This window comes from Pontibacter harenae (genome assembly GCF_020907245.1).
GTDB classification, from domain to species: Bacteria; Bacteroidota; Bacteroidia; order Cytophagales; family Hymenobacteraceae; genus Pontibacter; species Pontibacter harenae.
Genome location: NZ_JAJJWH010000060.1, coordinates 1 through 17541, shown reverse-complemented (window position 1 = coordinate 17541; position 17541 = coordinate 1). Strand labels below are relative to the sequence as shown.

14 protein-coding genes and 1 pseudogene are annotated in these 17541 nt (G+C 45.2%); 8 read left to right on the top strand and 7 right to left on the bottom strand.

Features of this window, described 5'->3' with window-relative positions:
• Positions 1-268 precede the first annotated feature (268 nt).
• Together LN893_RS18930 and LN893_RS18925 are read right to left on the bottom strand one after the other, a co-directional pair.
• Positions 269-3025: a cation-transporting P-type ATPase gene (locus tag LN893_RS18930; protein WP_229972828.1), complete on the bottom strand. Its 2757-nt coding sequence runs from the start codon at positions 3023-3025 to the stop codon at positions 269-271.
• Between the two features lie 75 nt (positions 3026-3100).
• Positions 3101-3286: an SDR family oxidoreductase gene (locus tag LN893_RS18925; RefSeq protein WP_369427707.1), complete on the bottom strand. Its 186-nt coding sequence runs from the start codon at positions 3284-3286 to the stop codon at positions 3101-3103.
• Between the two features lie 676 nt (positions 3287-3962).
• Here LN893_RS18925 and LN893_RS18920 point away from each other — a divergent pair.
• From LN893_RS18920 to LN893_RS18910, 3 genes are all read left to right on the top strand, one after another.
• Positions 3963-5621, top strand: a complete 1659-nt coding sequence (locus LN893_RS18920) for a SulP family inorganic anion transporter (RefSeq protein WP_229972827.1) — start codon at positions 3963-3965, stop codon at positions 5619-5621.
• Between the two features lie 263 nt (positions 5622-5884).
• Positions 5885-7129 carry a glutaminase A gene (gene glsA, locus LN893_RS18915; protein WP_229972826.1) on the top strand — a complete coding sequence of 415 codons (1245 nt, stop codon included), beginning with the start codon at positions 5885-5887 and terminating at the stop codon, positions 7127-7129.
• Positions 7130-7161: 32 nt separating this feature from the next.
• Entirely contained in the window at positions 7162-8271 is a 1110-nt protein-coding gene (locus LN893_RS18910) for an MBL fold metallo-hydrolase (protein WP_229972824.1), read from the top strand.
• A gap of 104 nt (positions 8272-8375) precedes the next feature.
• On the opposite strand, the gene LN893_RS18905 is transcribed toward LN893_RS18910, so the two are convergent.
• Together LN893_RS18905 and LN893_RS18900 are read right to left on the bottom strand one after the other, a co-directional pair.
• Complete coding sequence (locus LN893_RS18905; protein ID WP_229972822.1) at positions 8376-9218, bottom strand: transglutaminase-like domain-containing protein; 843 nt, start codon at positions 9216-9218, stop codon at positions 8376-8378.
• Entirely contained in the window at positions 9215-9958 is a 744-nt protein-coding gene (locus LN893_RS18900; RefSeq protein WP_229972820.1) for a proteasome-type protease, read from the bottom strand. The genes LN893_RS18905 and LN893_RS18900 overlap by 4 nt, the downstream gene beginning before the upstream one ends.
• A 190-nt stretch (positions 9959-10148) precedes the next feature.
• Between LN893_RS18900 and LN893_RS18895 the strand changes: the two genes are divergently transcribed.
• From LN893_RS18895 to LN893_RS18885, 3 genes are read left to right on the top strand one after another with little or no spacing between them, the layout of a single operon-like run.
• Entirely contained in the window at positions 10149-11597 is a 1449-nt protein-coding gene (locus tag LN893_RS18895) for a circularly permuted type 2 ATP-grasp protein (protein ID WP_229972819.1), read from the top strand.
• A 39-nt stretch (positions 11598-11636) separates the two neighbouring features.
• A complete protein-coding gene (locus tag LN893_RS18890; protein WP_229972818.1) occupies positions 11637-12572 on the top strand; it encodes an alpha-E domain-containing protein in 936 nt (311 codons plus the stop codon).
• A 9-nt stretch (positions 12573-12581) separates the two neighbouring features.
• Entirely contained in the window at positions 12582-13559 is a 978-nt protein-coding gene (locus tag LN893_RS18885) for a transglutaminase family protein (RefSeq protein ID WP_229972817.1), read from the top strand.
• Between the two features lie 424 nt (positions 13560-13983).
• On the opposite strand, the gene LN893_RS18880 is transcribed toward LN893_RS18885, so the two are convergent.
• Positions 13984-14163 carry a hypothetical protein gene (locus LN893_RS18880; RefSeq protein ID WP_229972816.1) on the bottom strand — a complete coding sequence of 60 codons (180 nt, stop codon included), beginning with the start codon at positions 14161-14163 and terminating at the stop codon, positions 13984-13986.
• A 224-nt stretch (positions 14164-14387) separates the two neighbouring features.
• Between LN893_RS18880 and LN893_RS18875 the strand changes: the two genes are divergently transcribed.
• Positions 14388-14681, top strand: coding sequence for a type II toxin-antitoxin system HigB family toxin (locus tag LN893_RS18875; protein WP_229972815.1), 294 nt, complete (start codon positions 14388-14390; stop codon positions 14679-14681).
• Between the two features lie 6 nt (positions 14682-14687).
• Positions 14688-15044, top strand: coding sequence for a helix-turn-helix domain-containing protein (locus LN893_RS18870; RefSeq protein WP_229972814.1), 357 nt, complete (start codon positions 14688-14690; stop codon positions 15042-15044).
• Between the two features lie 288 nt (positions 15045-15332).
• Here the strand turns inward: LN893_RS18870 and LN893_RS18865 are convergent.
• Positions 15333-16475, bottom strand: a pseudogene (locus LN893_RS18865) (IS91 family transposase).
• Positions 16475-17095, bottom strand: a complete 621-nt coding sequence (locus LN893_RS18860; protein WP_229972813.1) for a tyrosine-type recombinase/integrase — start codon at positions 17093-17095, stop codon at positions 16475-16477. Before LN893_RS18860 ends, LN893_RS18865 begins: the two are co-directional and overlap by 1 nt.
• Positions 17096-17541 lie beyond the last annotated feature (446 nt).

The window sequence follows — 17541 nt, the reverse complement described above, 5'->3', positions numbered from 1 at the left end:
GCAAACTATAACTTATCATTACTTTTATAGAGGTACCAAATGGTTTTCATGGTTGATTTTCTTTTATGGCTTCAAAAGTATTGGTTGCTAACACTCAATGTAGGAAAGTATAAATTTACAGCAGGAATCAGCCAGGAACACTGATGTGAGACAGCAAAAGAAGTGATCTGCATCAGTTAAAAATCATGGCAATTTATGTTCCAGCCTAAAACATTGATAGGTAGATTGGCTATAAAATGTAGTGTAGGTCAATGATAATGCCTTATACTTATACTATTTTACTTGCATCAGACCTGTTAGCCTTAAACCTAAGATGCTTTTCTATAGATACAATGAGCAACAGTATCAGACCAGCTCCGAATATGCGTAGTACTTGCATTGTATCCAGCGGACTAGACCCAAATAGGATGTTCATGAAAGGTGCGTAAATGAACAGTGCTTGAAAAAAGAACATGACTGCTATACCATAGTACACCCACATATTTGTAAAAAAGCCTATTTGCTGCACTGGCCTAACAAGTGATCGGCAGCTAAGCATGTAAAAAGCCTCAAGTACTACTAATGCCGTAGTTGCTACTGTCTGTGCCTGAAGTATGGTTGCTCCTTGAGCCAGTTCGTACGAATACAGGCCAAAAGACGCGATCAGGAGCAGTGTTCCAACAAGCAGGGTTCGCATAATCAACTCCTTTGTAAGGATCGGTTCATTAGCTGGTCGTGGCGGACGATGTATAATACCTGGCTCTTTTGGTTCGAAGGCAAGTGTTAGGCCAAGCAATATAGCTGATGCCATATTTACCCAAAGAATCTGCACCGGCTGTACAGGTAACTTTGTACCCAGTATAACAGCAGCAAGTACTATCAATCCTTCTCCTAGATTAGTTGGCAGCGTCCAGACAATGAATTTTGTTAGGTTGTCAAAAACGCTCCTACCCTCTTCCACGGCTCCTTCTATGGAAGAAAAATTATCGTCGGTGAGCACCATGTCGGAGGCATCTTTGGCTACATCGGTGCCTGTTATACCCATGGCAATACCTATGTTCGCCTGTTTCAGCGCTGGGCCGTCGTTTACGCCATCGCCCGTCATAGCTACCACTTTATCACGAGCCTGTAGCGCCTTTACAAGCCGCAGTTTCTGGTCTGGCGATACACGGGCAAAGACTGATACACGCTCCACCGTTTCTTCCAACTGCTTATCATCGAGCTGGTGCAATTCTTTGCCTGTCAGGGCTACCAATCTGCCATCCTTCTGTTCCCCTTTCAACCCTATCTGCCCTGCAATAGAAGCAGCTGTGATAGCATGGTCGCCTGTAATCATTTTCACGTCTATACCTGCTAGTTGGCAAAGCCTCACCGCTTCCATTGCCTCTTTGCGAGGAGGGTCAATCATACCCTGCACACCTAAAAAGACAAATCCAGATTCTATATTTTCGTGATTTATGGCCTCCATGTTGGCTGGGGCTTCAGCCATAGCAAAAGCTAATACTCGCAAACCTTCCGCAGCCATCTGCTCTACTCGCAGCAATATTTCTTCTTTGTTCAGCTCAGCAAGCTCTCCATCCGGAAGCATTGTCCAATGGCAGCGGACCAATACAGCTTCTACAGATCCTTTCAAGTAGATAACTGGTTGCTCCTCCCCGTGCAGAGTAGCCATGTACTGGTACTCCGATTCAAATGGTATGGTATCCATTCTTGGGAATAGCTCCTCCAGCTGCTTAGGTTTTAAACCAGCTTTACTGGCTGTAACCAACAAGGCACCCTCTGTCGGGTCTCCTTCAACAGTCCAATAACCATCTATTTCTTTCAATGAACTATCATTGCAAAGCATGCCAGCCTGCAAGCACTGACCAAGAGCTTTATTTGACGTTAGTTCCGCTGCTTGTGCACCTTCAAGTATTTTGCCAATAGGTTCATAACCCAATCCTGTTACCGAGTAAGTTCTGCCACCAGCCATTAACTGTTGCACCGTCATCTGGTTTTGGGTCAGGGTACCTGTTTTATCAGAGCAAATTATGTTGGTGCTGCCAAGTGTTTCCACTGCCACCAGTTTACGGATAATAGCCTTACGTGCCGCCATTTTAGACACACCCAACGCCAGCATAATAGTTACTGCAACTGGTAGGCCTTCTGGTATGGCTCCTACCGCCAGCGCTACTGCCACCATAAACGTATCGCCTATCTCCTCTCCCCGAAGCAACCCTACTACAAACACCACGAACGATAAAATTAAGATAACCCACAGCAGCATATGGCTGAATTCTTTTATCTTTTTGGTAAGCGGTGTTTCCAAATTCTGAGCGTTCGAGATAGCTTGTTGTATTTTACCAACCTCAGTAAAATCTCCGGTAGCAGCCACAACTCCCTTACCTTGTCCGTAAGTAACTATAGTTGAAGAAAAGCCCATGCACAGGCGGTCGCCTAGTCCATTATCAACAGACACTGCCATCGTATTCTTTTCTACTGCCACTGATTCTCCTGTTAGGGCCGATTCATCTACTTTTAAATCCCGTCTCTGCACCAGGCGCACATCGGCTGGAAATTTATCACCAGACTGAACAAGCACTATATCGCCTGGCACCAGTTCCTGTGCATCAATGTTTTGTTTTATTCCATTCCTAATCACCTGTGCTCTGGCGGTCATACTTTTTGACAGGGCATCTATGGCAGCCAGAGCTTTAGACTCCTGCACAAATCCAATAACGGCGTTGATGAACACTACACCGAAAATTACAGCTGCATCAATGAACTCCTCCAAGAAAAGCGTAACTACTGTAGCGGCAAGCAGGATGTAGATAAGTGGCTGGTGGAACTGCAGTAAGAACCGAACCAAAGCACTCTGCTGCTTCTTGGGTGTCATTACATTGTAGCCATATAATTCTCTTTGCTGGGCCACCGTCTCATCGTTCAGCCCGTCATTCGCCGATACTTCAAATAATTCCAGCACTTCATGTGCAGGCAAGCCATGCCATTGGTAATCCTTGCCACGCATAAGTGGCTTTTGTTTTACCTTTTTTTCTGCTATCTCCATAACCTAATTAACTTTATATTTTTCAACCTCTTACACCTAACAATACCAATTAACCTTTCCCAAAAAGCAAAGCTCTTACTGCGACAGATAACCTCCGTCAACTGCATAATAAGCTCCAGTTATAATAGAAGTTTTATCAGAGCTTAACCACACAACAAGTTCTGCCACCTCTTCTGGTTCTCCTACCCTACCAATTGGGTGCAACCGCGCCAACGTTTGGAGCATTTCCTCATTGATGTTGTTACCTTCTGCTTCATTCACATTCGAGACAACTACCTTTGCCCCCAGCGTGCATACAGGAAGGCCGTTGTTTTCCCGGTACCAGCTGCAGTACCAGTTACTAATGCTGCTTTTCCCGCAAATAGTGTTCTATCAGTTGTGTTCACAGTTTATCCCTGTTATAGAATTCATCACAAAATTCCATAATTAGCAGAAGCCAATAGATGACCAGGATCATCTTAAAAAGTGTTTGTTATCAGTTCACTACCGTTAACTGCAGGCTTCTGCAGAAAACAGTTCAGTTTTATTGAGAAGCACAAGTTGAAAAGTGAGTTGTTTATTTAATAGAAAAGGAAAAGATGAGTCCCCTGCTTCAGTCATCATCAACAGCATTATTCCAAAGGCACAGGCGATACTGGCACTCTTTTACAATAGGTTTGCTGCTCTTCAAGATGGGCCCCCAGCAGAGCTTTACAAGTTTCGTAGAATAAACGACCGCTCCACTTGCTATAAGTCATAATCAACAGTTGTTGAAGTGCGCCGAATAACCATCGGCTATAGTTTAAGTATAGACAACAGGAATATTGATTAACAACGATTCGGGGCTGGACGTATAGTGAAAGCCTCCACAGCAGCAAGCCCTTATTGTTGTGTATTCCTGGGAAATGTTGAGGGCACTGTACGACGGGCTTTCCCGCTAACTGCATACAACGAAACTATGAAAGGATTTACATTTACGAAAGGTGACATTTTCGGAGGACTGACAGCTGGTATTGTTGCACTACCGCTTGCACTTGCGTTTGGACTTCAGTCAGGTTTGGGCGCCGCTGCAGGCCTTTACGGTGCCATTATCCTAGGATTACTATCGGCACTTCTTGGCGGAACCTATACACAGATCAGCGGTCCTACCGGCCCTATGACTGTTGTAGCAACAGCAGCTATTGCAGGCTTCATCCAAATTGGCGGAAGCCTTGAAGCCGTAGCTGGAGCTATTGTAGCCACTTTCATATTTGCTGGTATAATACAGGCGATCATGGGCGTCATACGGCTTGGTGTACTAATTCGCTTTATTCCGTACCCAGTAATATCGGGCTTCATGAGTGGCATCGGTGTGATCATTATCCTTCTTCAGCTTTTCCCTGCTATAGGCCAGCCATCACCACCAACAACTATTGATGTGATACGAGAGATTGGGCCTGCATTTTCAAATATAAATGTATGGGCACTCTTATATGCAGCACTGACAGTAGTGATTGTTTACCTGTTTCCCCGTATTTCTAAGACAGTCCCAGGTACACTTGTGGCACTTATTGGAGTGACCATTCTTTCCGTTGTGCTCCAGAAAGATGTAGAAGTGATTGGTACCATCCCTTCCGGGCTTCCCGAGATGCAGATCGGCAGCCTTTTTACAATTGACCCAGCACTATTCGGACAAATTATACGTGTGGCCATTACGCTTGCTGCACTTGGCGCCATCGATTCCCTTCTTACGTCAGTAGTGGCAGACAACGTGACTAAAACGCGCCACGACAGCAACAGGGAGTTGATCGGACAGGGCATTGGCAATTCAGTTGCCGGTATCTTTGGCGGGTTACCAGGTGCAGGTGCCACCATGCGCACGCTCGTCAATGTAAGGTCAGGGGGAACGTCAAGATGGTCTGGCATTATCCACTCTGCTACCCTTGCAATTATTCTCTTAGCTGTCGGCACTTATGCTGCTTTGATACCGAAAGCAGTGCTGGCAGGTTTGCTGATTACAGTAGGTCTAGGTATCCTCGATTTTCGTGGACTGAAGCACATCCGTGTGGTTCCGCGTACCGATGCAGCTATTATGATTGTGGTATTGCTGGTAACTGTTTTCCTCGATCTGCTCACTGCAGTAGGTGTAGGAATGATCATGGCGTCGCTCTTCTTTATGAAAAAAATGAGTGATTCTATTGGGGAGCGTACCCAGTTAGTACCATTGTCTACTTATGACAATGGGCAGCATTGGAACGACAGGAATATGCCAGCTGAGTTGGAAGGAAAAGTTTTGGTGAAGCATATTGAGGGGCCTTTGTTTTTTGGTTTTGCGTCTGGGTTACAAAAAATGGCAGAAGGGGTTGTTGACGTAAGTCATGCTGTTTACCGTATGGAGGAAGTGCCTTTTATTGACCAAACAGGATTATACTCCCTGCAAGAAACCCTACTGACCATGAATGAAAGGGGAATAAAAGTTATTCTGACGGGCCTTCTAAAACAGCCAGAGCACATGCTGAGGAAGGGAGGTATAATCCCACAATTAATTCCCGATAATAATGTCTGCCCTACATTTCCAGATGCTGTCGACTGCATAGTACACGATCTTAGAGAAAACGAAGCGCCTTCAACTTCCTGAGAACATGCAAGGCCATCGACAAGCTATTTCCCTTTCGCTACATACGTAGAAAAGCAGCATTAAGAAACGCTAGCAAAGGAGTTGAGAAGAAAATACACTACTCTTGGTCCTGTTGTACGCAAGAAAAAGAGTAGTGCTATTAGGTGGGCCGCCTCACAGCCAGAAGCAGTTAGCAATACCCTCAATAGTATAGTAATGAAGGAATTTGAAAAATTTCCCTGCCTCTTTTAGCGAAAATAATCAAATTCTAAATCCTGATAAATATGGAGAGAAACAAAGCAGAAAATTTATATAGCAAGTTAATCAACGATGACAATGATGGTATTTCCATTCGCCAGCTTTTGGAAATTATGGAAAGAGGCGGAATCAGATCAAATGATCCTCGTGTTCAAAAAATCTTAGGAAAGGAGGCTGATTCTGACGAAACAAAGAGGAAGCTAAGCAAGAATGAGTTTGTAAATCTGCTAGAGAAATCAGAATCCCATCTCTTCGAAAAGGCGCTTGCCGGAGAGTTAATTATCCCCGATTTTGAAGATTTTCAAAATGACATTCAAGCTATCTTCGAGGAGACGAAGCATAACCTGGAAGGGGAAATGAAGGATATACTACCCCACCCACAGCCCGATCGGCAGCCTGCCTATGCTGTGTCTATTTGTACTGTAGACGGGCAGCTGTTACAGCTAGGAGATCATGATTTGACTTTTTTGATTCAGTCTATCTGTAAACCTATAAATTATGCCATTGTACACCGGGACACAGGCAAAGAGAAGCTACATAAGCATGTAGGTGTGGAACCAGGAAGTGAAAAGTTTGAATCAAACATGGTCCTCAACGAGCGGGATTTACCACATAATCCTTTGATCAATTCTGGAGCAATTATGACCTCAGCTTTTATAAAGCCCGAACATAAGGTAAGGGAGCGATTAGATTATGTGATGGAGGTATGGAAAAACATGACTGGCGGAAAAGAAGTAAATTTCAATGAGGCATCGTTTCAAGCAGAGCGAAAAGATGCCAACAAGCACCTTGCGCTTGCTCATCTTATGAAAGATCGCGGTGCTTTTCCAGCAGATATTGATTTACATGTGTTGATAGATTTTTACCTTCAATGTTGTGCAATAGAAGTAAATATTGATGATCTCGCACACGCCGCTGCCACGCTTGCCAACTATGGAACATGTGTTTCTACTGGGAAAAAAGTATTTGGCCACGACACGGTGAGAGATACTTTAAGTCTTATGCTATCAAGTGGAACCTACGACCATTCAGGTGAATTTGCCTTTCGCGTAGGGTTACCTGCCAAAAGTGGAATTGCGGGCGGAATGATGGTGGTGGTGCCAGGGGTAATGGGTATTTCGGTGTATTCTCCACCCTTAGATAAACATGGCAATTCTGTACGGGGAGTGGACTTTTGCGAAAAATTTGCAGATAGGTTCAATTTTCATCACTTTGATGCTGTGGATTCTTCCATTCACGGAAAAAAGGATCCGCGGAAAAACAGAACCTAAATTAGTTTTTTCATTAGCACATAAACTTTAGAATGAAAAGGAAATATAGTTTAAGCTTTATAGCTATTGTCATACTGCTTGCTTTAGGCGTAACGGGTTGCTATGTAAATAATCAAATTGGCAAATTAAAATCCAGTGACGAGCGCGAAGGAGTATATTCCAAATATTCCTACTATTCGCCTGCCAAAGATGAATTCATAAGCCCAAAAGAGATAATTTCTAATCCTGAACAAACAACTGGTGGTAATCCTGGTTTTTTAAGGTTCTTCAAGACATCTCCCAATGCCCCAGAGTTTGAGCTGCCGAAACAAGTACTTACAAAGAGTGATTTTCCTGAAGTACCTTCTACTTATGCTGCTTATTGGTTAGGGCATTCCACAGCTATCATTGAGCTTGACGGATACCGTATTCTGATCGATCCGGTATTCGGAAATGCAGGGCCCTTACCTATCATTGCCAAAAGAATGAGTGTATCTCCTTTGCAGAGAGAAGAACTTCCAGCAATTGATATTGTCATCATCACCCATGATCATTATGACCACCTGGAAACAGAAACCATTAAGTTTTTAGCGGATAAGAACATACAGTTCATCGTGCCGCTAGCCGTGGGAGCCAGGCTGGAGGGCTGGGGTGTTCCCAAAAGTAAGGTCACAGAGCTAGCCTGGCATCAAACTACAACCCATGGATCACTAAATATAACTGCTACCCCAACGGTTCATTATTCAGGCAGAAGTTATAACGATAAAAATAAGACTTTATGGGCTTCCTATGTTATTAAAGGAGAAGAGAAAAACCTGTATTGGAGCGGCGATACGGGCTATGGCGAACATTTCAAAGAGATTGGCAGAAAGTACGGTCCATTTGATTTAGCTTTTATGGAGATAGATGCCTGGAACAAAGGATGGCCAAACACCCACCTTTTTCCAGAACAGGTAATTAAAGCTTGCCAGGAAATAGATGCAGCGCTCCTATTCCCTATTCATTTCTCGACCTTTGACTTAGCGTTACACCCTTGGGATGAATCCATTGGTATGGTGGCTGATTTGGCCACACAGAATAATATAAAAATTGTGACACCCATTATGGGGGAGAAAGTGATACCAGGAACAACTCCAACAACAAAATGGTGGAAACCACAATAAATGAAAGTCAATCTATGACTGCTTTAGAAGACCATCGAATGGCTATTATCTAGAATGTCTAATTGATTTAAAGTGGTTTTAGTGCCTCCCAGTTTACATACTGGCTACATATAAGAATAACCTTGTGTAGCTGTGCTATAGTCAGCTTTCTGGAATTCGTCGCTCAGTAGCCGTGAACTGACATCAAGGCTTTGGAAGTTTAAGTTGCCGAAGATGCTTGCAAAAGCAGTGTCTGCTGCATCAGGGCCTGTCGCTATCTTTACCAACCCATTGATGGGAGCAAGCTTTGTGGCGTCAAAAATAATCCAGTACCCTCCTAAGTATGCTTCAAAGCATGCGTGAAAGTCGGGTGGTTGAAGTTGGTACGCATAGCACGTTAAGTAGCGGGCAGGAATGGTAAGTGCACGGCAAAAGGCAACCCCAAGGTGCGCAAAATCACGGCAAACCCCTATCTGTTCCGTTATGGTATCATAAGCAGAAGTCTGTGCATCTGTGTGGCCACCGCTATACTCTACATTCTCATTGATCCAGTCGCAGATGGCGATAACTTTGTGAAAGGCGCTCTCCCTGTTGCCGAATTTATTTGACGCAAACTTATACAGTCTGTCTGACTGGCAGTAGCGACTCGGGTTCAGATAAGACAAGGCTGCTACAGGCATTTTATGAATAGGTACATCAACCAGATATTCAGCAGGTATAGCCTTTATTTCATTCTCTACGGTAGCTTTATAACCAATCGAGATATTACCAGCCTCTGCCACCTCAACAACCTGAAACCTTTTCTCTCCAGTATCAGAAAGAAGCTCCTGCATTTTTAAATCAGGCTTCACATGAAAGTTTTCCTCGATCACTAACTGCCCATCAAACTTGTAGGGTTGGACATTCAAAATGAGCGTAGAAGCCGATTTTGCCTCATACGCTATATTTACTGCTACTTCAAATTTCATATGGTCATGTTATTGGGTACAGGTATTTTATCGAAGGCTGCATCCATCCAATCATTCGGAATATTTTTAAGAGCTTTTTTCAACTCCTCTGCCCATCCTTCCGAAACACTTTCCAGGTCCTTTTTATCGTACCGATGTTCAACCATCTGAAAACTATTGTTACGGTACAGCACCACATCAATCGGAAAATCAACGTCATTGGCACTTGCCCGCGTCGAGTCAAAAGAAAGAAAACCAGTCTTTAGAGCCAAGTGCATGCTGGAGTCGCGGGTAAGTGTTCGGTTAAGTATAGCTTTTCCATGGCCAGAGTTACCGATGACCACAAAAGGCGCTCCCTCACCTAATTCAACCCAGTTTCCCTCGGGGTACAATAAAAAGAGCTTATGTTCCTCGTCATCCTTTAACTGACCACCTATAATGGTGTTCAGATTGAACCTAAAGCCAGCATGTTCCAGCGCTTCTCTATCTTCTTTTGCCACACGCCTCACCTGTGCACCAAAATCATTTACTGCCTTATAAAGTTTATTGTGCTCAACGCCTTCATCTATTCGCTCCTGGAAGTATAAAACAGCTTTATCCCGTATGGAGCGAAGCCCGCTGGTCATAACAAAGAGCGAGTAATTATCTCGTTGCTGTATGTGTATTTTCTTTTTTTCAGTTGTGTCAGAGCCTGACGTAATCCTTGTGTCAGCTATAGCTACAAGGCCCTCTTTAACCTTTATTCCTAAACAGTACGTCATAAAACGGCTATGCTTTTATTATATTAATGTAAGAATGGCTTAAGTATGAATTTTATACAAAGAGCGCATTATTTATTACGAAATTATTCGAAAATAAATGTATTTATTGTAAATTGTGAAAATTATTTCAGCTATAAGTTTTATTGTTACATAGCAGTGTTGTCAAACCGTTTCACCCTATGGTTAAAAAATGATTGATAAAGGATACTCAAAAGGTTATAATCCCCCAGCTAATACTTGGGATGAAATGTTTGATCAATCGCAACAGATACGAACGGAATATAAAACCGTTATGGATTACCTGAGCCAGGAATCTATAGACGAACTCAATAAAAAAGAGGAGCTGTCAAAATCTCTTTTCATGAGCCAAGGTATCACGTTTACGGTGTATAACAGCGGGGAAGGTATAGAAAAAATTTTTCCTTTCGATATTGTTCCTAGAATTATCAAATCTGATGAATGGGAATTTATAGAAAAGGGAATAAAGCAACGCGTAACAGCTTTAAACCTGTTTCTAAAGGATGTGTACAGCGACCAATTCATCATCAAAGATGGCATAGTTCCGATTGATATTATTTACTCCTGTCCTCATTTTCTCAGGGAGATGTGCCATATCAAGGTCCCGCACGATATCTACATTCATATAGCTGGCATAGACCTGATCAGGGACAATGATGGTACTTATTATATATTGGAGGATAATGTGCGTACTCCTTCTGGTGTAAGCTATATGCTGGAAAACCGCGAAATAACGAAGCGTCTTTTCCCTGACCTTTTGCCGCAGTGCAAAGTCAGGAGTGTGACAGAATACCCAGATGTGCTCTATAATAATCTGCGGGCGCTGTCGCCAAGGCAGGTTGCTGACCCTACCATCGTGTTGCTAAGCCCAGGCAGCTTTAACTCTGCCTATTTTGAGCACACCACCCTTGCCCGTTTAATGGGGATTGAACTGGTGGAAGGACCAGATTTGATTGTTGATAATCAGAAAGTATACATGCGGACAACGGCTGGCCTGCAGCAGGTAGACGTGATCTACCGCAGGGTAGATGATGAATACCTTGATCCGTTGGTGTTCAACTCCAAAAGCTTACTGGGTGTAGCTGGTTTAATGAATGCTTACAGGAACGGCAACGTGACAATTGTGAATGCCATAGGAAACGGTGTGGCAGACGACAAGGCTATTTATGTGTATGTGCCGGACATGATTAAATACTACCTGAACGAAGAGCCGCTCCTGAAGAATGTACCTACTTACCAGTTAGGCAACCCGGAGGAAAGAGCCTATGTGTTTGATAATATATCCCGTATGGTGGTGAAACAAACGAATGGCAGCGGAGGCTATGGTATGCTCATGGGGCATGCTTCCTCACCAGAGGAAATTGAAGCGTATAAACTTGAGATCATGAAGGACCCAAGGCAGTTCATCGCACAGCCTACCATCAGCCTTTCTTCAGCACCCTGTTATATGCAGGGCGAGCTGCAGCCCAGAAGGGTTGATTTCAGGCCCTTTGCTTTGTGCGGCCCTAACGGGATCGATATTATACCTGGTGGACTGACAAGGGTAGCCTTAAAAGAGGGATCTTTGGTTGTAAATAGTTCGCAGGGCGGCGGTAGTAAAGATACTTGGGTGCTATCTTAATTTTAAATTTCTTTAGGTAATTAATATAACAGAACTGATATGTTAAGCAGAGTTGCAGAAAGTTTGTACTGGATCAGCCGTTACATTGAAAGAACAGACGGTATGCTGCGCATGCTTAAGATAAACTATGCTGCGTCTCAGGACGCCGTCTCAGAATTTTCCTGGAGCCCAGTCATCCGTATTTTTTGTGGTCCCAACTGGGCTGGGTTTAATGGTAGTGAATTTAACAGCCGTGAAGTACTGCTGTATATGGTCACAGAAAAGAGAAACCCCAATTCAATTATAAATATTGTTACCCAGGTGCGCGAAAACGCCAGAAGTGTGCAGGACCATATCACCAAGGATGTGTGGCAATGCCTGAATGAGTACTATCACACCGTCAAAGATCCGAAGTTAAACGCCATGCTTCAAAAAGAGGATCCCATCTCTGTGTTAGATATTCTTATAAAGCAAGGGATGCTTTTTTACGGCACCACAGAAATTACCATGCCCCGCAACGAGGGAAGCAGTTTTATGCGGATAGGAAAATACCTTGAGCGCAGTATCCAGTCTGTGAACATATTGGATAGTAAATTTGGGTCGGTAGATCATAACCCTGACCTTCTGACCAATGCTACTTATTGGAAACATTTGTTGCTATCCATAGGCGGATACGAACTGTACCTTAAAACTTATAGGCAGGGTTTTGAAGCGGAAAACGTGCTGGAACAGGTGGTGCTGAACAAGGAATTCCCCCGATCAGTCATCTACTCACTGAACCACCTAAACAGGTATTTCGAGCGACTGAAAGAAGACGGGCAAATCTATAATGCTGCCAACTTGGTTTTTCTTATAGGAAGGCTGCAAAGTAAAGTAAAATACAGCTCAACAAAGGGGATGAAAAAGGGCGACCTTCATATTTATTTGGCAGAGATCAAGACCGAACTCTACAGTATTGGTAATGCCATTAATCAAACATGTTTTAATTTATCTTAGATATCAACCATGCCAGAATTCAATATAAAGCATATCACAAAATATACGTATGAGGCCTTGGTAAGGGATAGCGTCAACCATATCATCCTGTACCCCTGGCAGGATGAGCATCAGAAGGTAGTAAAGCATGACCTGAGAATCTCTGGCAACCCTAAAGTAGATACCTTTATTGATTACTACGGCAATCAGGTTGGTTTTTTCACCTACAGTGAACGCCACAAGGAGCTGGAGATATACTCTGAACTAACAGTAGCCACTTTTGCAAAGGAACTGCCGAATGATGAAACCGCTTATCCGGAACAGCAATGGAAAGAGATAAAAGATCTCCGTTTTCAGGTACCTTACATTGATTATTTGAAATGGGAAACATTTGACAGCTTGCCAGAGCTTCGGGAGAACATGGGGGGCCACATTAAACCAGATATTACCCCTTACAGAACTGCGCTTAACTTTTGTAGTTTTATATACGAAAAGTTCAGTTATATACAGGGAGTTACGACAGTGCAAACCCAGCTGAATGAAATATGGCAGCTCAAGGCAGGCGTTTGCCAAGACTTTGCTCATATTCTTGCACAAATGCTACGTATGGCCGATATACCAGCCAAGTATGTGAGTGGCTATATCTGCCCGAATAAAAATGGAATAAGAGGCGAAGGAGCAACCCACGCCTGGGTAGAAGCTTACCTACCCTCTTATGGCTGGCTGGGTCTTGACCCTACAAACAATTGCATTGCGAATGAAACGTATGTGAAGTTAGCAGTAGGCAGGAGTTTCAATGATTGCTCCCCTGTAAAAGGTGTATACAAAGGCCCATCAAAACATAAACTGACTGTACAGGTAATTGTCAGTTATGATAACGGCCAGTCCGAAACAATTAAACCAGAATTTCAGCAGAAAGATCCTGAACCTATCGCCGATTTTAAGGGGAACAGCTACCGCCGAAACCTGGAGCTAATGCAAAAACAACAACAACAGCAGCAACAATAATATTATCTATCGCTTTTTGTTGTGCGGAGTTTACCAGCATCTCGCATGCATTTATAGTTAAAATCTATAGCTAACCTTGTAGTAAGCTCGTTCCAGCAGTTAGCTTTACACGTCAGGGCTCCATTAAACACTTTCAAACCAGGAGCTGTCTGACGTGACTGCACAAAACATCTTATTATACTGCCTCAGAAGCAGATTCTATTAGATATTGTAAGGGTGTTTTAGCTGTATCACGCTTCTATATTCTCATGTTTAAAGACGAGAGCAAACATAATCAAACCTAAAACATATATTTCCGAACCGAAACAAGGCAGTTGCGATAGACCTGTACATGCTACTCTCGTCCATTCAAGAATCTGCTAGAGTTTTACTCTCAATCATCATAAGAGAGGCCGCAGCCGTATTTTCACTCGAGTACATCCGTTTAAATTCGGTTAAAGCTTTCGTGTTCTATAAACAGAGATACTTGCTCCTTTCCTCTTGCTGCCGCTTTCGGCCTGTATGGTTCAATTAGTATATAGCCAAGGCCACAGTAATTCTGCCCTACATTCGAGTTTTCTATCATGTCGCGCCCAAATAGGAAAATTAACTGATGTTTCTTCATAATTGCTTATATTTAATCACTGAAAAGCAGCGGAGAAAAATTCGAGATACCACCCCAATGGCATACAAATTGAAAAAAGAGCAGGCTATATGGCTCCGTACTTAGTGCAGATAAGTGTATGTTTATGCATATCCGCTAGTTAGAGAGCATTTAAAATAAAATTCTCACTTAAAGTTACCGATATGGTAACTTTGTTTTTTATATTTGAGTTATAAAATTAAAAAGTGAGAGTAATAGCAAAACGAACACTGCGGGGTTTCTGGGAAAAGCATGCTGATAGTGAGCAGCAGCTAAAGGCCTGGTATAATGAGGCAGAGCAAGCAACTTGGAAGTCCCCGAACGACATAAAGAAAGACTATCCTACAGCTAGCATATTGGAGGACAACAGAACGGTCTTCAACATCAGAGGAAATAACTACAGGTTAATTGTAAGAATCAACTACAAGTATGGCATCGTGTGGATTCGGCTCATTGGTACGCACGCCGAATACAATAAAGTTGACGCTACTAAAATTTAAAAAGAAATGAATATAAAGCTTATAAAAACAGAGGAAGATTACGAATTAGCGCTTCAAAGGCTAGAAGATATATTTGACGCAGAGCCAAACACGCAGGAAGGAGATGAACTGGAGGTGCTTTCTTTTTTGATTGACTCCTATGAGAAGGAGCATTTCCCGATTGAAGCACCAGACCCGATTGAGGCGGTAAAGTTCAGAATGGAGCAGCTTGGGATAAAGCAGAAAGACTTGGCAGAAGTTCTGGGCTTCAAGAGCAGGGTAAGTGAGGTGTTAAACAAGAAAAGAAAACTTACGCTAGAAATGATAAGGAACCTTCATAAAAAGCTGAATATTCCGACAAACGTACTGATTCAGGAATATTGAAAGAAAAACGTCCTCTAACAACTAAGGCTTCGTTGGGTACGGAGTGCCCACAATGAAGCCGTGGTTGCACGGAACCGTGCGACGCGTTATGGGTTTTAAGTCGGAAGGTGTTTGCCTCTGATGCTTTTACGGTGGCTTTCCTGTAGCCGGGTACTTACCTGATGTGGCGCCAGCGGGGTAGCGGGAGGTGGTTTAGGCTATTTTGCCTGTTTGTTTTACTCCTCATTTTATGGCTTTTTCTTTGCAGTGGGCACAGCTGCGCCAGGCCACCTTTAAGGGTGGCTTTTTTTATAGTCCCTTCTCGTAATCTCTGTACCGCCTGCCTATCCTGATGTCCTGCGGCGGCCCTCTCTTTGGCAGTACCTGCAGGGTGACCATCGTCTCCTTTCTGCAGCAGGGACACAGGAGCGGGTTGTACTCCTTCAGCTCCCGCACCTTTGCTTTCGGTTTCTTTTCCTGTGGCAGTTGCTCCCTGATGGCAGGTATTGCCGCAGCCTTGCTGGTGCCGCTGAGTATGCCGTAGTGGCGTATCCTGACAAAGCCCTTCGGCAGGATGTGCATGGCAAACCTGCGGATGAACTCCCTGCCCTCCAGCCGCATTTCCAGCTTCCGTGCCCCCTGCCAATAGTGCTTGTAGGAAAAGGTGACCGTCTTACCGTCCGACTCCTCTATCCTGTGGTTGGAGATGGCAATCTTATGGGTGTAGCGGCCCAGGTACTCCACCACGCACTCGGGCCCGGAGAAGGGGCGCTTGGCGTACACCACCCACTCCTTTTGGAACAGCGCGTTCACCAGTCCCTTGCCCACCTCTGGCAGCTTATCCTTTAGCTTCTCCACGTACTTTGCCCTGAACACGCGGCTCATGGCCCTGACGGGGAAGAGGTACTTTCCCCTGCTGCGGGCCGCTTTCCACTTGCCGTGCTCTGTGAGCCCTCCGCCGGGCACGATGCAGTGCAGGTGGGGGTGCAGCGAGAGGGCCTGTCCCCAGGTGTGGAGCACGGCCACCATGCCGGGGCGTGCGCCCAGGTGCTTGGAATCGGTGGCGAAGGTGAGCAGCGTCTACCAGGCGGCCTCAAAGAGCGTGTCATAGATAGCCTTTGGCCGGTGGAGAGCCAGCTGGTTGAGAGTGTCTGGCAGGGTGAAGACCACGTGGAAGTAGGGCACGGGCAAAAGCTCTGCCTCCCGGGCCTGTATCCACTCCTCCCGCTTGCGGCCCTGGCACTTGGGGCAGTGGCGGTTGAGGCAGGAGTTGTAGCTGACCTTGACTTGTCCGCAGCCCGAGCAGGCGTCCACGTGGCCTCCCATAGCTTGGGTGCGGCAGCGCATGATGGCGCCTAAGGTGCGCAGCTGCCAGGAATTGATAGCAGCACAGGACTCCACCTGCGGCCAGTGCTGTCTCAAGACGTCGGCCACCTCGTGTCCGGCCCGCACTAATAGTAGAGCGTGTCCAGCGGGGAGAAAGGCTTCCTGCTCCCGGACCAGGCCACGTGCAGATAGACCATCGTCGTCTGAATGCTCTCATGGCCCAGCAGGTCCTTGATGGAGACGTTGTCCAGGCCGTCCTCCAGAAGGTGGGTGGCGAAAGTGTGGCGCAGCGTGTGAACGGTCACCTGCTTTTGGATGCCTGCTTGGCGGGCTGCCTGCTTGACCACCCACTGCACGCCCCTTTGCGAATAGCGGCAGTCAAAGTCGCCGCCCGCCAGGCCCTCGGGCCTTCCGTTGAAGAGCCACCCTTGCGGTGCCTCGGCGTCAATGTAGCTGCGCAGCCCGCGGATGAGCAGCTCGCTCAGGGATAGGTAGCGGTCTTTCTTGCCCTTGCCTTTGCGCACGTGGAGCATCCGCCGGTCAAAGTCCAGATCGGAGAGGTGGAGGTTACGTGCCTCAAAGCAGCGCAGCCCGCAGCCGTAGAGCAGGCCCAGCAGCACGCGGTGCTTTAGAAGGGCGGGTACCTTTAGCAGGCGCCGCATCTCGGGCTTGCTCAGGACAACTGGCAGGGTTTTCTCGCCCTTGATGCTGGGCAGTTCGATGCGCTTGTCCTTGAGGCCCTCCATGCGGAAGACTAAGCGCAGAGAGTAGACGGTGAACTTGAAGTAGGAGTCGGAGGCGGTGGGGTGCTCCTGCTTGACCAGGTAGAGGTAGTCGTTGACCTGGTCGGGGTCCAGTTGTGTGGGCAGGCGGTTGAAGTGAAGCGCCTGCTTGGCCAGGTGGTGGGCGTAATTTTGAAGTGTCTCTGGCCGCGGCCGGCGACGGTGATTTTCTGGCGGAACTTCTCGTAAAGCTCGCTAAATCCTGCTACATTAGAGCAGGCAGTCTGGATGAGGGTAGGCTCTTTTTTTTCATCTTTATGTAAGAGTTAAATGTGAACCAAAAGGTAACTCTTATCCGGCTGCTTTCTTAAAACTACTACCGAAGGTTTAGTGCAACATTGTGTAAACAAAACCCTTGCTACGCCGCGTCTGTCTCGTCCTGAAATAGGTTTACACTTAAACTTAACCTT

Excerpts from the sequence above, each read along its gene's own strand:
- LN893_RS18880 (WP_229972816.1), bottom strand. The coding sequence starts at position 14,163 with ATGAAGAAACATCAGTTAATTTTCCTATTTGGGCGCGACATGATAGAA.
- LN893_RS18895 (WP_229972819.1), top strand. The coding sequence starts at position 10,149 with ATGATTGATAAAGGATACTCAAAAGGTTATAATCCCCCAGCTAATACT.
- LN893_RS18910 (WP_229972824.1), top strand. The coding sequence starts at position 7,162 with ATGAAAAGGAAATATAGTTTAAGCTTTATAGCTATTGTCATACTGCTT.
- LN893_RS18930 (WP_229972828.1), bottom strand. The coding sequence starts at position 3,025 with ATGGAGATAGCAGAAAAAAAGGTAAAACAAAAGCCACTTATGCGTGGC.
- glsA (WP_229972826.1), top strand. The coding sequence starts at position 5,885 with ATGGAGAGAAACAAAGCAGAAAATTTATATAGCAAGTTAATCAACGAT.
- LN893_RS18860 (WP_229972813.1), bottom strand. The coding sequence starts at position 17,095 with ATGGAGGGCCTCAAGGACAAGCGCATCGAACTGCCCAGCATCAAGGGC.
- LN893_RS18920 (WP_229972827.1), top strand. The coding sequence starts at position 3,963 with ATGAAAGGATTTACATTTACGAAAGGTGACATTTTCGGAGGACTGACA.
- LN893_RS18900 (WP_229972820.1), bottom strand. The coding sequence starts at position 9,958 with ATGACGTACTGTTTAGGAATAAAGGTTAAAGAGGGCCTTGTAGCTATA.
- LN893_RS18890 (WP_229972818.1), top strand. The coding sequence starts at position 11,637 with ATGTTAAGCAGAGTTGCAGAAAGTTTGTACTGGATCAGCCGTTACATT.
- LN893_RS18885 (WP_229972817.1), top strand. The coding sequence starts at position 12,582 with ATGCCAGAATTCAATATAAAGCATATCACAAAATATACGTATGAGGCC.
- LN893_RS18870 (WP_229972814.1), top strand. The coding sequence starts at position 14,688 with ATGAATATAAAGCTTATAAAAACAGAGGAAGATTACGAATTAGCGCTT.
- LN893_RS18905 (WP_229972822.1), bottom strand. The coding sequence starts at position 9,218 with ATGAAATTTGAAGTAGCAGTAAATATAGCGTATGAGGCAAAATCGGCT.